We start from the raw sequence: 14,888 nt of genomic DNA on the forward strand, positions 1-14,888 counted from the left end.
GCTATGCTCCACAGGTATATCGACGAACCGGAACGGATACTGCATGCGCAAGATCGAACTGCGTCACCTGCGCTACTTCGTGGCCGTCGCGCAAGCCGGCAGCGTGATGGCCGGCGCCCGCGCGGCCGGCATCGTCCAGCCCGCGCTGTCGCGACAGATCCGCGAACTCGAGGACGCGATCGGTACGCCGCTGCTGGTGCGCCGCGCAACGGGCGTCACGCTCACGGCGGCCGGCGCCAGCTTCCTGCAGGATGCGACCGGCCTGCTCGCGACACTGCAGGACAGCCGTGAGCGCGCACTGCGCAGCGCGGCCGGCCAACTGGGCGAGTTGCGGCTCGGTGCGTTGCCGAACTGCCTGCCGTTGCCCGTCGTCGCGAACGTCCTCAAGGCGTTTCGCAACGCGTGCCCGGACGTGAAGCTGTCGATCGCGCCGATGCTGTCGGCCGAACAGGCGAACGCGCTGATGCGCGGCCAGCTCGACGGCGGGATCATGGCGTGGCGTCAAGATGAGGCGCCGCACCTGTCGGGCGTACGGCTGCTGAGCGACCGCTTCGTGCTCGCGATGCCCGCGCCGCCGGGCGGACGCTTCACCGCGCCGCGCACGCTGGCCGACGTCGCGAACGAACCGTTCGTCTGGTTCGACGCGCAGCGCTCCGCTGCGCACCACCGGTTCCTGATGGGGCAATGCCGGCAGGCCGGCTTCACGCCACGCATCGCGCAGGTCGGCAGCGACATTCCGACGTTGATCGGCCTCGTCGCAGCCGGGATGGGCTGTGCATTCGTGCCGCAAAGCGCGACGCCGACCTGCCCGCGCACGGTCCGGCTCGTCGCGCTCGACGAGCTTGCCAGCCGCTTCGACATCGAGTTCGTGTTCGACGGTGCGGCAATGCCGCCATCGCCTGTCGTCGCGCGATTTCTCGAAGCCGTGCGCGATGCCGCCGGCGAAGCGCGCCAACCGGGCTGAGCGGGCAGCCGATACGGCGACCTCGCCCGGTACTTGAGCGACACGATCCGCGGCGCCCGAATGACGGGCGACACCGTTCCGTCAAACCGTCGCCTTGGCTGCTGAAACACGCTAAACAGCCGCATCTTTACCGCGAAAATTCTTTCGAAATGATGACGCCGGACGTCGCAGCGCCGGTGTTTTTAAATTGACACCCAAAACGGCCGTTTAACGCCGGTTCGAATTGTCATGGTTCGAAATATACTTCGCGCGCATCCAACCCTCGTGCCAAAGAGAGGATGCGTTTCCGCCCCGGTCACGGTCCCCCTGTGATCGGGGATTTTTTCGCCCGTATGCCTTGTCTGCAAAGGGTTTTTGGCGACGGTGCGACGTTCGCTCGGGGGGATGCCCGCCACCTGACCGGTTCGCCCGATCCGCGCGGCGGCGCGTCGACGGACGATCTGCGGACGGCGGCCGGATCATCGGGAGGAGCGGCCGTCGGTCCACCTCGCAGCGCCGATGGATTGCGATCTCCCGGCCGAAAGCCACACACCATTCTTTACATGGCACTTTCGAAAAGCCGCTCTTGCACCGGGCTCGCCAGCGGACTTCACGCGCTCGCTGCATTGTTGAAATTAAATCAAGATAATTTCGTCCATATGCGGCTTTTTCCGCAAAAGTCATGCAGGCACACTTCGCGCTGACCGCAACGGCCCGTGCCGTTGTCCCTCGACTACAGGAGCTCATCGCGTGAACCCCACGACTTCCTCTCCTCCCCGCCCGGGCGGCAGCGCAGCGCTGCCGCTGCTGGCACTCGCCGCCGGCGCGTTCGGCATCGGCACGACCGAGTTCTCGCCGATGGGCCTGCTGCCCGTGATCGCCGACGGCGTGCACGTATCGATTCCGCAGGCCGGCATGCTGATCAGCGCCTATGCGATCGGCGTGATGGCCGGCGCGCCGCTGATGACGCTGCTGCTCGCGCGCTGGTCGCGCCGCTCGGCGCTGATCGCGCTGATGTCGATCTTCACAATCGGCAACCTGCTGTCGGCGCTCGCGCCGGGCTACACGACGCTGCTGCTCGCCCGCCTCGTGACGAGCCTCAACCACGGCGCCTTTTTCGGACTCGGCTCGGTGGTCGCGGCCAGCCTCGTGCCGCGCGAAAAGCAGGCCAGCGCGGTCGCGACGATGTTCATGGGCCTGACGATCGCGAACGTCGGCGGTGTGCCGGCCGCGACCTGGCTCGGCCAGATCATCGGCTGGCGCCTGTCGTTCGCGGCGACCGCGGGCCTCGGCCTGGTTGCGATCGCCGGGCTGTTCGCGGCGCTGCCGAAGGGCGAAGCCGGCAAGATGCCCGACCTGCGCGCGGAACTCTCGGTGCTGACGCGCCCTGTCGTGCTCGGCGCGCTCGGGACGACCGTACTGGGCGCCGGTGCGATGTTCACGCTCTACACGTACGTCGCGCCGACGCTCGAACACGTGACCGGCGCGACGCCCGGCTTCGTGACCGCGATGCTGGTGCTGATCGGTGTCGGCTTCTCGATCGGCAACATCGCGGGCGGGCGCCTCGCCGACCGCTCGCTCGACGGCACGCTGATCGGTTTCCTGCTGCTGCTGATCGCCACGATGGCCGCGTTCCCGGTGCTCGCCGGCACGCATGCCGGCGCAGCCGTCACGCTGCTCGTGTGGGGTGTCGCAACGTTCGCGGTCGTGCCGCCGCTGCAAATGCGCGTGATGCGGGCGGCCCACGAAGCGCCGGGCCTTGCGTCCGCCGTCAACATCGGCGCGTTCAACCTCGGCAACGCACTCGGCGCGGCCGCCGGCGGTGCCGCGATCTCGGCCGGGTTCGGATACGCCGCCGTGCCGCTCGTCGGCGGGCTGATCGCCGCGGCCGGGCTCGCGCTCGTCCTCCTGCAGATCGCGCAGCAGCGCCGCGCGCCGGCCGCAGCGAATTCGTAATCGCCGCACGTCGCGCGCCGGCGATGCACGCCGGACCGCCGATCCGTACCGATCCACGCTCACGGCCGCGCAATGCGGCCGTGTTCGTTTTCAACGATCAATCCTAATTCAACAATCCCTCAATCGGAAAAATCCGGAATATTCGTCAATTTTTCAGCGCCCCGGATTCAACACATTGGCGGAATATCGAAGTCGATTCAATCCGCTCGAATGCCCACCTCCCTTCCATTTCATTCAGCGCATGGACACTCATTCCAAACGGGCCGATTCAGCTCGCCAACTCGGTCTGGAAATCGCATCGAACCCCGCACGAATTACTCAATATTGCTGCACCGCGGGATGATCTTTCATTCAAATCGATCACGGAAAATCAGAAAATGAAATGTTCCACGGCTTTATTCAATCAATGCCCGGATAAAATGTAACAAAATGAAACATGACGAATTAAAAGATTGAAAGAATTGCCGATTCGTATCAGCATCGGCAATACCGTGCATGCGAAGCGCGGCATAAATCCAATGAAAAACGATCGATGAGGGATCAGTGTGAAAGTCGCCATCGCTTCCACGACGTTGTCGCTCGCGCTGTCAATCGGCCTTTCGATTCCCGCCGCCGATGCTGCCACCTATTCGAACGGCACCGCGACCGCCACCTTCAACGTCACGCTGACGCTGCAGCCGAACTGCACGATCGCCGCGAACCCGCTCGCCTTCGGCACCAGCGGGGTGCTGGCCACCGCGATCAACCAGCAGACGACCGTGAGCGTCACCTGCACCAACACGACGCCCTACAACGTCGGTCTCGACGCGGGCACGGTCACGGGGTCGAGCGTCGCGAGCCGGCTGATGGCCGGCACGGCGACCGGCAACACGTCGACGACCGTCGGCTTCCAGCTCTACCAGGATGCCGGGCACACGACGATCTGGGGCAACACGCAAGGCACGGATACCGTGGCCGGCACCGGCACGGGCGCTGCGCAGTCCCTGACCGTCTACGGCCAGGTGCCCGCGCAGGCAACGCCGAAGCCGGACACCTACCAGACGACCGTCACCGCAACCGTCTACTTCTGACCGGTGCGGCTCGCCATGTCCGCATTACGTCGAACGCTCGCCGCGCTGCTATGGGCGGCCGGCGCCGTGCACGCCGCGTCGCTGCAGATTTCCCCGGTCACGATCGAATTCGGCACCGACGACACGGCCACCGGCATCACGCTGCGCAATCCGGGCGAGCGCCCCGTGTACGGACAGGTGCGCGTGTTCCGCTGGGACCAGGCCGACGGCCAGGACACGCTGACACCCACCCAGGATCTGATGGCCAGCCCGCCGCTCATCGAAGTCGGTACGCAGTCCGAACAGCTGATCCGCGTCGTGCGCGCATCGCGCACGCCTGCCGGCGCCGAGCAGACCTACCGGCTGCTGATCGACGAGCTGCCGCAGCCCGGCGAAGCGCCGGCCAACGGCGTGTCGATCCGGCTGCGCTATTCGATTCCGGTGTTCGTCGAGCCGGCAACCGACGGCGCGCCCCAGCTCGACTGGGCGCTGCTGCGCGGCAACGACGGCTGGGTACTGCGGGTGCACAACGGCGGCACGCGGCGCGCGCAACTGGCATCGGTCGAACTCGTGACCGGCGACGGCCGCACGTATCCGCTCACGCGCGGCCTGCTCGGCTATGCGCTCGCGGGGCGCACGGGCCAGTGGAGCGTGCCGCTGCCGGCCGGCGTCGCGCTAGGCGGCAAGGTCACGGTGCGGGCGGCCGTCAATTCGCAGCCGGCCAGTGCGATCGTCACGGTGGAGCCGCCGGGCTAGACCGCCGGTGCGCCGCCCGGCCCCTCCCCCTTCGCCACGCGCCCGCACGCGTCCGGCCAACGGACGCAGGACCCCGCTTCGTTCGCCGCGCGCCGCACTCGCGGCCGTCGTGGCCGGCGGCCTGCTTGCCCTCGGCTGCGCACGCGCGGATGAACCCGCCGCACTCGTGATGACCGACAGCATGCATGACGTGATCCTCGAAGTCAGCGTCAACGGCGAAAACACGACGCTGCTCGCGCACTTCCGCGAACGCGACGGGCACTTGTCGGCGAGCGGCGCAGACCTGCACACGATCGGCCTCGCGACCGACCGGCTCGGCATCGCCGACGCGACGACGATCGACCTCGACACGATTCCCGGCCTGCGCTACCGCTACGACGCGGCACACCAGAGCGTCGACCTGCAGATGCCCGACACGCTGCGCCGGCCGTACACGGTCGACAGCCGCGCGTTGCCGCCCACGCAGGCGGCCAGCGCGTCGCGCGGCGTCGCGATCAACTACGAGGCGTACGCGCAGACGCTCGGCAACCGGCAGGTTTCGCTCTACACCGACGTGCGCTACTTCGATCCGGGCGGCGTGTTCGACACCACCGGCGTCGCGACCTTCCATGACGGCCGCCGGCGCTACACGCGCTTCGATACGTCATGGAGCCGCTCGGATCCGGCACGGCCGAGCACGACACAGATCGGCGACACGATCTCGGGATCGCTCGCATGGACGCGCTCGGTGCGCCTCGGCGGCGTCCAGTGGCGCAGCAACTTCGCGTTGCGGCCCGATCTCGTGACATTCCCGATCCCGTCGCTCACGGGCTCCGCCGCCGTACCGTCGGCGGTCGACCTGTACATCAACAACGTGCGCCAGTACTCGGGCAACGTGCCGAGCGGCCCGTTCATCATCCACGACGTGCCGGGCATCACGGGCGCCGGCCAGGCGACCGTCATCACGCGCGACGCGCTCGGGCGCACCGTCGCGACGTCCGTGCCGCTCTACGTCGATACGCGCATGCTGTCCGCCGGGCTGTCGAGCTATTCGTTCGAAGCCGGCTTCCTGCGCCGCAATTACGGGCTGCAGTCGTTCGACTACGACGCGCGGCCAGCAGTCAGCGGCTCGATGCGGCGCGGCGTCACCGATGCGCTGACCGTCGAGGGGCACGCGGAAGCCACCGGCGGCGTGCTCAACACCGGCGTCGGCGCGCTGCTGCGGCTCGGCAATGCGGGCGTCGTGAGCGGCGCGGTCGCGGGCAGCGCCGGCCGCTTTTCCGGTACGCAAGTGAGCATCGGCTACCAACTGATCGAACCGCGCTTCTCGATCAACGCGCAGACGATCCGCGCGTTCGGCCGCTACGGCGATCTCGCCTCGCGCGACGGCGCGACGGCGCCCGCGGCGACCGACCAGGCGACGCTCGCGCTGCCGTTCATGCACCGCCAGACATTCTCGCTCAGTTATATCGGCTTCCGGCTGCCGCAAGGCCCGGGCACGCGGATCGGCACGGTGTCGTACACGCTGAGCTTCGGCGATCTCGCCTCGCTGAGCGTCAGTGCGTACCGCGACTTCGCGCAGCAGGGCGCGAACGGCGCGTTCGTATCGCTGAACATCGGGCTCGGGCGCAACACGTCGATCAATGCGACCGTCGGGCGCCAGCGCGGCCAGTCGAATTACACGGTCGACTCGAGCCGCCCGCCCGACTACGACGGCGGCTGGGGCTGGGGCGTGCAGACCGGCGGCACGGGCGCGGTGCCCTACCGGCAGGCGCAAGTACGCTATCTCGGTCATGCGGGCGAAGTCATCGCGGCCGCACAGAACATCGACCGCCAGACCGGCGCATCGCTCGACGTCAGCGGCGCGCTGGTGTTCATGGACCGCAGCCTGCAGCTGTCGCGCCGCATCAACGACGGCTTCGCGCTGGTATCGACCGACGGCGTCGCAGGCATTCCGGTGCTGCACGAAAACCGCGTGATCGGTACGACCGATCGCGCGGGGCACCTGCTCGTACCCGACCTGAACGCGTACCAGAACAACCAGATCGCGATCGACTCGATGAAACTGCCCGCCGATGCGCGGATCGCACGCACGTCGATGACGGTCGTGCCGCAGGCGCAATCGGGCGTCGTCGCGCATTTCGGCGTGTCGCGCTATCGCGCGGCGTCGGTAATCTTGCGCGATACCGGCGGCCGCCCGCTGCCGGTCGGCGCGCGCGTGCATCACGCCGAAAGCGGCACGGATACGATCGTCGGCTACGACGGGCTCACGTTCATCGACGGACTGAAGGAGGACAACCACCTCGTGATCGACTACGGCACGCAACGCTGCGTCGCGGATTTCCCGTTCAGCGCGCCCGGCGGCGGCACGCTGCCGACCATCGGGCCGCTCACGTGCCGGGCGACGCAATGAGGATCGCGCTGCTGGTCCTCGTTGCCTTCGTCGCGTGGTGCGGCTCGCCCCGTCACGCACAGGCCGAAAGCTGCACGGCCACCGCATCGAACGTGAGCTTCGGCTCGGTCAGCCCGATCTCGAACGCGCCGGTCGCGGCGACCGGCACGGTCAGCGTCACCTGCACGTGGTCGACCGTCTCGCTGACGCCGAACGTGGTCGTATGCCTGAATCTCGGCGGCACGAGCCCGCGCAGCCTCGTCAACGGCGGCAATGCGATGCAGTACGACCTCTATCTCGACAGCGGGCATACCGTCGCGTGGGGCTCCGTGTATTCCGGTACGACACCGGCGTCCGTCTCGCTCGTCAAACCGGCGCTCGGCACCAGCGCGTCCGCGACGGTCACCGTGTACGGACAGATCACCGGGAACCAGCCGACCGTGCCGACGACCGGCAACAGCACCACGACCTACTCGCAGACATTCGGCGGCACCACGACGTCGCTCAACACCGGTTTCTACCTGCTCAGCGCGCCGACCTGCGCGTCGCTGACGACGTCGAGCGGCACCTTCCCGTTCAGTGCGACGGCGAACGTCGTCAACAACTGCAACATCAACGCGACCAACGTGAGCTTCGGTACTGCCAGCCTGTTGTCGAGCACGCTAGCGGCAACGGGTACGATCACCGCGCAGTGCACGAACGGCGACGCGTGGATGATCGCGCTGAACGGTGGCAACAGCGGCAACGTGACGGCGCGCCAGATGCAGCGCAGCGGTGGAGGCGGAACGATCGGCTACGGGCTTTACACGGACGCCGCGCACTCGATCGGGTGGGGTGACGGCACGGGCGGCAGCGCGACGGTCACGGGCGTCGGCACGGGCACGTCGCAGGTCGTGACCGTGTACGGCGCGGTGCCGCCGCAGACCACGCCCGCGCCCGGCAGCTACAGCGACACGATCACCGCGACGATCAGTTTCTGACCGGCGAAGCAGCGGAGACGTTGCTCAGAACGTGACGGTCCATGCCGCGGCCGCACCGACTCCCAGGCCGCGCGGCGGCGAGGTCGCGCCGGGCCCGGATGCATGACTGAGCAGGAACGGGGTGCCGTGGATGCAACTGACGCTCGGCGCGTCAAACTCGACGCGCGCGCCCGGGCCCTGACCAGCGGCCGCGCCAATCGTGCAGATTTCCGGGATCGTGAGGCTGACCCTGAGCGGGATCGACGGCTCGGCCGCGCAGGCAAGCGGGCCGGTGCTCAGCATCGCAAGTGCGAACGCGCCCTTTCCGGTCCGTCCGGTTACCTTCATCGTTCTCCCCTCTTCTTCATCGATCCGTCAAGCGTACGCCCGAATCGGCGAAGCGCAAGTGAAAAACCCGAATGCGCTGGCGCGCAATCGGGCCCCGACCTGCGCCGCGCCGATGCTGCGCGGCGAGCGTCGCATACCAGCCGTCCGGAAGCGTCAGCGCGCGGCGGCGAATCCGCCGAAAAATGCACGCGCATTCGCGTCGAGGCTGTCGAGGTGATAACCGCCCTCCTGCACGATCACCGTCGGCAACCCGAGTGCGCCAATCGCGCCGCCGAGCCGCCCGAAGCCGTCGGTCGTGACGGCCACCTGCGATTGCGGATCGTCCTTGTAGATATCGAAGCCGAGCGCGAGCACGAGTGCATCGGGCTGGAACCGGGCGAGCGCGCGCAACGCGTCGTCGAGCCGCTCGAAGAACGCCGACTCCGGCGCACCGTGCGGCATCGGCAGGTTGAGGTTGAATCCGTCGCCGGCCCCCGTGCCCGTCTCTTCCTCATAGCCCGCGACGACCGGGTAGAAGTTGGTCGGGTCACCGTGGATCGACACGTACAGCACGTCGTCGCGGCCGTAGAAGATTTCCTGCACACCCTGCCCGTGATGCATGTCGGTGTCGAGGATCGCGACCCGGCGGTGGCGGCCGAGCAGCGACTGCGCGGCGATCGCCGCATTGTTCAGGTAGCAGAAGCCGCCGGCCGCGTCGCGACGTGCGTGATGGCCGGGCGGCCGGCACAGCGCGTACGCCTCGCGTGCGCCGCCGTTGACGTCGGCCGCGGCCGCAAGCGCGCCCTGCGCGGACCAGTACGCGGCGCGCCAGGTGTTCGCACCGACCGGGCAGCTGCCGTCGGCGAGGTAGCGCGCGGCTTTCGCGAGCACGCCGCGCAGCGGGTTCGGGTCGCGCACGAACACGTTCGACATCACTTCGTCGCCCCAGTCGTCGGGCATCTGCTTCCAGTCGCGGTGCGCTTCTTCCAGAAAGCGCAGGTAGTTCATGTCGTGCACGGCCGCGATCGGTGCGGTGCCGCGGTCCGCCGGCTCGCGCACGTCGAAGTCGAGTGACCGGACAGCCGCGACGAGTCGCGCCGCGCGCTCGGGCACTTCCTGCGGTTCACGCATCCGGCCGCGCGACAGGTAGCTGCGCGGATGGTGCAGCAACTGCTCGGGATGGAAATAGGTTTTCATCGTTCGCCCTCGTCGGTTTATCGATTCGCCGCGTCATGCATCCTGCGTGGCGGCCGCCGCGGCAACGCCCGCCGCGACGCCGGCGCGCGCGAGCACCGCATGAAGCAGCACGTTCGCGCCGCGCGTCACGTCGGCAGGCAGCGCATCCTCGGCTTCGTTGTGCGACAGGCCGTCGACGCACGGAATGAACACCATCGCGGTCGGGACCCGGCGCGCGAGCAGGATCGCGTCGTGCCCGGCGCCGCTGACGATCCGCTCGTGCGTATAGCCGAACGCGGCGGCCGCCTGCGCGACCTGCTCGACGCAGTCGCGATCGAACGGCGTCGCCGGGCTGCGCCAGCAGGTGTCGATCGCGACCTGCACGCCACGCCCGGCCGCGATACGTGCGCACGCATCGCGCCATTCGCGCTCCATCGCATCGACTTGCGCGTCGTCATGATGGCGAAGGTCGACCGTGAACGTCAGCTCGCCGGCAATGGTGTTGCGCGATGCATTGCGGATGCCGACCTGCCCGATCGTCGCGAGCCCGCGCGGCGCATAGCCGGCGACGATCCGTTCGAGTTCGAGCGCCATCTGCGCACTCGCGAAACAGGCATCCTTGCGATACGGCATGGGCGTCGTGCCCGCATGCGCGGCCACGCCCGTCACCGTCACGTCGAGCCAGCGGATCGCCTGCCCGCCCGTGACGATGCCGATCGTCGTGCCGTTCGCCTCGAGCACGGGGCCCTGTTCGATATGGGCTTCGAAGTACGCATCGACCGTGCCGCCCGGCGCACGCGTGCCGCGATAGCCGCATGCGTCCAGTGCCGCGCCGAGCGTGACGCCGTCGGCGTCCTGCTTCGCGAGCGCGTCGTCGAGCGGCAACGCGCCGGTGAACACGGCCGAGCCGAGCATCGCCGGCGCGAAGCGCGCGCCCTCCTCGTTGGTCCAGGACACGATCTCCAGCGGCTTGATGGTCGCGATGCCCGCGTCGTTCAGCGTGCGCACGAGTTCGAGCGCGGCGAGCACGCCATAGACGCCGTCGAAGCGGCCGCCTTCGGGCTGCGTGTCGAGATGGCTGCCGATCAGCACCGGAGCGGCCTGCGCATCGGCGCCGTCGCGCCGCGCAAACAGGTTGCCGACCGCGTCGACGCTCACCGTCATCCCGGCGTCGCGGCACCACTGCGCGAACAGGTCGCGCCCGCGACGGTCGTCTTCGGTAAGCGCGAGGCGCCGCACGCCGCCGCGCGGCGTCGCGCCGACGCGCGCCATATCCGCCAGGCTCCGCCACAAACGGGCGCCGTCGATTTCCAGCAGGTCTTTCATATGCACTCCGGATGAATTCGTTCGTTGAGGTTCACTGCGAGCCAAGCGCTTCGGCGGCGGCGGGCCTTGCCGCGCGGCGTGCGTCGAGCGCGACGATGCAGAGCAGCGAGATGCCGGCGAGACATGTGTAGAACACCGCGAGCGGCCACCACTGGCCCGCGAAGCGATGTGCGAGCCACGTGCCGACGAGCGGCGTCAGTCCGCCCGCGAGCGCGCCGCAGATCTGGTAGGCGAGCGAGATCGCCGAATAGCGCACGTGCGCGGGGAACACGTCGCTCACGAAACCCGCGATCACCGAATAGAAGCCGGCCATGCAGACCACCGCGAGCGCGATGCCTGCGATCAGCGAGGCGGACGTGCCGCCCTGCACGAGCATGAACATCGGATAGGGCGACAGCATCGCGAGCAGCGCCGCGAGCTTCAGGAAGCGTGCGCCGCCGATGCGCTCGGCGATCCATGCTGCGATCGGCTGCGCGACGAACTGGATGATCGCGACCGCGAACAGGCTGTCGAGGATCAGCGATCGCGAGACGCCGACGTACTGCGTCGTATACGCGATCATGAAGGTGTTCGTGAAATAGACGCCCGCGATGCCGATCGTGTTTGCGCCGATGCAGAGCGCCACGAGCCCCGACGCGGAGCGGAACACTTCCGCGACCGGCAGCTTCACCGTGCGGTTGGTTTCCTTCACGCGCGCGAATTCCGGCGACTCGTTCACGCCGAGCCGGATCAGGATGCCGACCACGAGCAGCACCGAACTCGCGAGAAACGGCAGGCGCCAGCCCCACGCGAGGAAGTCGGCCTTGTCCATCGACGTGACCGCGCGAAACGCGATCAGCGACAGGATCAGCCCGGCCGGGCTGCCGAGCTGCGCGAACGATGCGAAGAACGTGCGGCGCCCCTGCGGCGCATGCTCGCCCGCCATCAGCACCGCGCCGCCCCATTCGCCGCCCACCGCGATCCCCTGCACCACGCGCAGTGCGACGAGCAGCACCGGCGCGAGCATGCCGACCTTCGAATAATCAGGCAGCAGCCCGACGCAGACGGTCGCGACGCCCATCATCATCAGCGTCGTCATCAGCGCCTTCTTGCGGCCGATGCGATCGCCGAGATGGCCGAAGATCACGCCGCCGAGCGGCCGCGCGAAGAAGCCGACCGCGAACGTCGCGAACGACGCCATCGTGCTGACGAAGCGGTCATGCGACGGGAAATAGAGTTCGCCGAACACGAGCGCGGCGGCGGTTGCGTAGATGTAGAAGTCGTACCACTCGATCATCGTGCCGATGAATGCGGCCGTCGCGGCACGCCCCGGCTGGCGGGCGGAAGGAAGGGACTGGGTCATGGGGGCTCCTGGCGCGCGACGCTGCGGGGCGGCGCGCAATATCGTGTGACGGCCGTCTGTCGCGGCCTTGCGCCGCACGCTGCGGCGCCCCTCCTTTATCGGCGACCGCAATTCATTAGTCAAATTTCAAGTTATTATTCGCCGTATAAATTCAACTAATGTCCATCTGGACGCCTCGCCCGGAGACCCGATGCGCCCCGACCTTGCCCCGTTCCTGAACGACCGCCTCGACTGGAACCTGCTGCGCACGTATCTGGTGATCATCCAGGAGCGCAGCGTGAGCCGCGCGGCCGCGCGCCTGCACGTGACGCAGCCGGCCGTGAGTCAGGCATTGCGGCGGCTCGAGGACACCCTCGAACGCAAGCTGATCGAGCGGCGCGGCACGCACTTCGCACCGACACCCGCCGGCGAAGCCGTCTACCGGATCGCGAGCGACATCTACGGCGGTATCTCGCGTCTCGAAACCGAAATCGACGACAGCACGGCCGACCTGACCGGTTCGATCCGGCTGCTGACGGTGAGCCGCATCGAGTCGCCCGTCTACGACGAATTCCTCGCGGAATTCCATCGCGCCTATCCGCGCATCGACCTGCAGATCGAGGTGATGCGCTCGTCGGACATTCTGTCTTCACTGCTGCAGAAGACGGCCACGGCCGGGCTCGGCCTGTGCCGTACGCCGCACGACAAGCTGGAGATGCGCTGCTTCCTGCGCCAGCGCTATGCGATCTACTGCGGCCGCCATCACCGGCTGTTCGGGCAGACGCAACTGCGGATGGACGATCTGCTCGCCGAGAATTTCGTGTCGTTTACGAGCGACCAGATCGGCGACAGCCTGTCGCCGCTCACCGTGTTTCGCGACCAGAGAGGCTTCACGGGGCGCATCGTCGCGTCGTCGCCGAGCCTCGAGGAAGTGCGGCGGCTGATCTTCGCCGGCTACGGGATCGGTTGCCTGCCCGAGCACATCGTGCGCGACGACATCGCGCAGCAGCGGCTGTGGCGGCTGCCGCCCGACGACGGGCTCGTCGATGTCGACGTGTTCCTGCTGTGGCATCGCGACCGCAAGATGAACGCGGCCGAGCAGGCGTTTCTCGACGCGATGGAGCGCTGCATGCAGCGCTATTCGCTCGCGGAGCGGCTGGGGAAATGACGGCGCGAACGCGCCCGGGGAAAGCGCCGGGCGCACACGGCCCGGCACGTCGACGACGTCAGAAGCGATGCACGATGCCGAGCTGCACACCGCGCGCATTCGCACCCGGATACGCGAGCGGCAAGCCGGGGTTCGCCGCGCCGGCGAGCGTATAGCCGGCCTGGTTGCGGTTGCGCAGGTACGACAGGGCGCCGTAGAAGCTCGTGCGCTTCGACAGGTCGTATTCGTACATCAGCCCGAGCTGGTCCGCATTGTTGCCCTGCGACGACTGGTCGTGCAGATACGCATAGCCGAGCGCCACGTAGTTGGCCGGATTGAACTGGTATTTGACCGACAGCCCGTACACGCGCGAATCGATGCCGAGATCGGCCCACTTCACCGCGGAGAAGCCGCCGTACACGGTTGCCTTGCCGATCTCGTACGACGCGCCGGCCATGATCGTGCGATCGGTGGTGCTCGCCGTCGCGTTCTTCAGCCACTGGCCCGCGACGAACGCGCCGAACGGCCCGTGTTCGTAGGTCAGGTCGAACTGCTGGCTGGAGCCTGCCGAGCGCACGCCGCCCGCATCGCCGAACCCGAAGTACAGCCCGCCCTGGAAACCCGCGATCTCCGGGCTCTGGTACGACAGCGTGTTGCTGGTGCGGAACGCGAACACGGTCAGGTTGTCCATGCCGGACGCCTGCGTGACGCCGCCGAACGCGTCCTGGCCGCCCTGGTCGTTGAACAGCGGCGAATTCTGGCGGCCCGCGCGCACCTTGCCCCACTGCCCCGCGATGCCAACCCACGCCTGCCGGTTGAACAGGCTGCCCGAACTCGCCAGCGAACCGTCGTTCGGGTTGAAGCCGTTCTCCAGCGCGAACTCGATCTTCTGCCCGCCGCCGATATCCTCGCCGCCCTTCAGCCCGAACCGGCTGCCCCACTGGCCGCCCGAATTGATCGCCGCCGTATAGCCGTTGCCCGTATTCACGTACTGCGCGAACTCGTCGATCACGCCGTACAGCGTGACGCCGTCCTGCGCGAACGCGGCGCCCGGCCCGGCGACGCACGCCACCGCGACCGTCATGCGAAGACCGGCGTGCGCCCTCCGCGCCCGGGAATCGCTCCCGCTGGCTTTCTTTTGTTTAGTCATACTATTCAATGATTCGAGAATGAAGCGGCACCGCGCGCGGCAGTTGCGCCGCACCGGCATCGCGGGAAAGGAAACGTGGGGAGGAGCCCGGCGCAGGCAGCGCCCGGCTCATTCAGCATTCAGGCCGGCCGCCGGCCGGCCCGATGTGCGCGACGTGTCGTCAGTGGTGAACTTCGCCGCGCTCGAGCGGCAGGATCAGGCGTTCGGGAATGCTGCGACGCGACGCGCGCGCGCCGATGTAATACAGCACGGCCGGCACGACCAGGCCGAGGATCCACGAGATGTCGGTGCCGCCTAGTCCATTGAACCAATGAAATTGCACTGATCTAATGGTGCATGGGCAAAATGAATCTGAGCGAAGCCGAGCGGGAAGAACTGCTGTCGATGCAGCGCAGCCGAACGATGGC

Annotated in this window: 13 protein-coding genes; 7 read left to right on the forward strand and 6 right to left on the reverse strand. The window is 67.9% G+C overall.

The genetic code is table 11. The annotated features are described in order from the left end of the window. The first annotated feature begins 43 nt into the window (after window positions 1-43). The 6 genes from HWX36_RS33945 (at window position 44) to HWX36_RS33970 (ending at window position 8,055) form a co-directional block, all read left to right on the forward strand. Complete coding sequence (locus HWX36_RS33945; RefSeq protein WP_175958127.1) at window positions 44-964, forward strand: LysR family transcriptional regulator; 921 nt, start codon at window positions 44-46, stop codon at window positions 962-964. Window positions 965-1,693: 729 nt separating this feature from the next. Further along, complete coding sequence (locus HWX36_RS33950; protein ID WP_175958128.1) at window positions 1,694-2,899, forward strand: MFS transporter; 1,206 nt, start codon at window positions 1,694-1,696, stop codon at window positions 2,897-2,899. 572 nt (window positions 2,900-3,471) lie between these two features. Next, window positions 3,472-3,969: a spore coat U domain-containing protein gene (locus tag HWX36_RS33955; protein WP_175958138.1), complete on the forward strand. Its 498-nt coding sequence runs from the start codon at window positions 3,472-3,474 to the stop codon at window positions 3,967-3,969. A gap of 15 nt (window positions 3,970-3,984) precedes the next feature. Continuing rightward, window positions 3,985-4,704 carry a molecular chaperone gene (locus HWX36_RS33960; RefSeq protein WP_175958129.1) on the forward strand — a complete coding sequence of 240 codons (720 nt, stop codon included), beginning with the start codon at window positions 3,985-3,987 and terminating at the stop codon, window positions 4,702-4,704. A gap of 7 nt (window positions 4,705-4,711) precedes the next feature. Beyond that, entirely contained in the window at window positions 4,712-7,096 is a 2,385-nt protein-coding gene (locus HWX36_RS33965) for a fimbria/pilus outer membrane usher protein (protein WP_175958130.1), read from the forward strand. Next, window positions 7,093-8,055, forward strand: a complete 963-nt coding sequence (locus HWX36_RS33970; RefSeq protein WP_175958131.1) for a spore coat protein U domain-containing protein — start codon at window positions 7,093-7,095, stop codon at window positions 8,053-8,055. Before HWX36_RS33965 ends, HWX36_RS33970 begins: the two co-directional genes overlap by 4 nt. Window positions 8,056-8,079: 24 nt before the next feature. Here HWX36_RS33970 and HWX36_RS33975 read toward each other — a convergent pair whose 3' ends face one another. The 4 genes from HWX36_RS33975 to HWX36_RS33990 all read right to left on the reverse strand — a co-directional run bounded on the left by HWX36_RS33975 (window position 8,080) and on the right by HWX36_RS33990 (window position 12,205). Continuing rightward, complete coding sequence (locus HWX36_RS33975) at window positions 8,080-8,337, reverse strand: hypothetical protein (protein ID WP_175958132.1); 258 nt, start codon at window positions 8,335-8,337, stop codon at window positions 8,080-8,082. Window positions 8,338-8,535: 198 nt separating this feature from the next. Beyond that, on the reverse strand, window positions 8,536-9,558 hold the full coding sequence (locus tag HWX36_RS33980) for a histone deacetylase family protein (protein ID WP_175958133.1): 1,023 nt from the start codon (window positions 9,556-9,558) through the stop codon (window positions 8,536-8,538). A 33-nt stretch (window positions 9,559-9,591) separates the two neighbouring features. Next, entirely contained in the window at window positions 9,592-10,863 is a 1,272-nt protein-coding gene (locus tag HWX36_RS33985) for a Zn-dependent hydrolase (protein ID WP_175958134.1), read from the reverse strand. Between the two features lie 31 nt (window positions 10,864-10,894). Next, on the reverse strand, window positions 10,895-12,205 hold the full coding sequence (locus tag HWX36_RS33990; RefSeq protein ID WP_089445300.1) for an MFS transporter: 1,311 nt from the start codon (window positions 12,203-12,205) through the stop codon (window positions 10,895-10,897). Window positions 12,206-12,395: 190 nt separating this feature from the next. On the opposite strand from HWX36_RS33990, the gene HWX36_RS33995 reads away from it, so the two are divergent. Beyond that, a complete protein-coding gene (locus HWX36_RS33995; RefSeq protein WP_175958135.1) occupies window positions 12,396-13,352 on the forward strand; it encodes a LysR family transcriptional regulator in 957 nt (318 codons plus the stop codon). 58 nt (window positions 13,353-13,410) lie between these two features. Here HWX36_RS33995 and HWX36_RS34000 read toward each other — a convergent pair whose 3' ends face one another. Continuing rightward, a complete protein-coding gene (locus HWX36_RS34000; RefSeq protein ID WP_175958136.1) occupies window positions 13,411-14,481 on the reverse strand; it encodes a porin in 1,071 nt (356 codons plus the stop codon). A 160-nt stretch (window positions 14,482-14,641) separates the two neighbouring features. Further along, entirely contained in the window at window positions 14,642-14,803 is a 162-nt protein-coding gene (locus HWX36_RS34005; protein ID WP_175958079.1) for a hypothetical protein, read from the reverse strand. Window positions 14,804-14,888 lie beyond the last annotated feature (85 nt).

Source organism: Burkholderia sp. BCC0405 (assembly GCF_902833075.1).
Classification (GTDB): Bacteria; Pseudomonadota; Gammaproteobacteria; order Burkholderiales; family Burkholderiaceae; genus Burkholderia.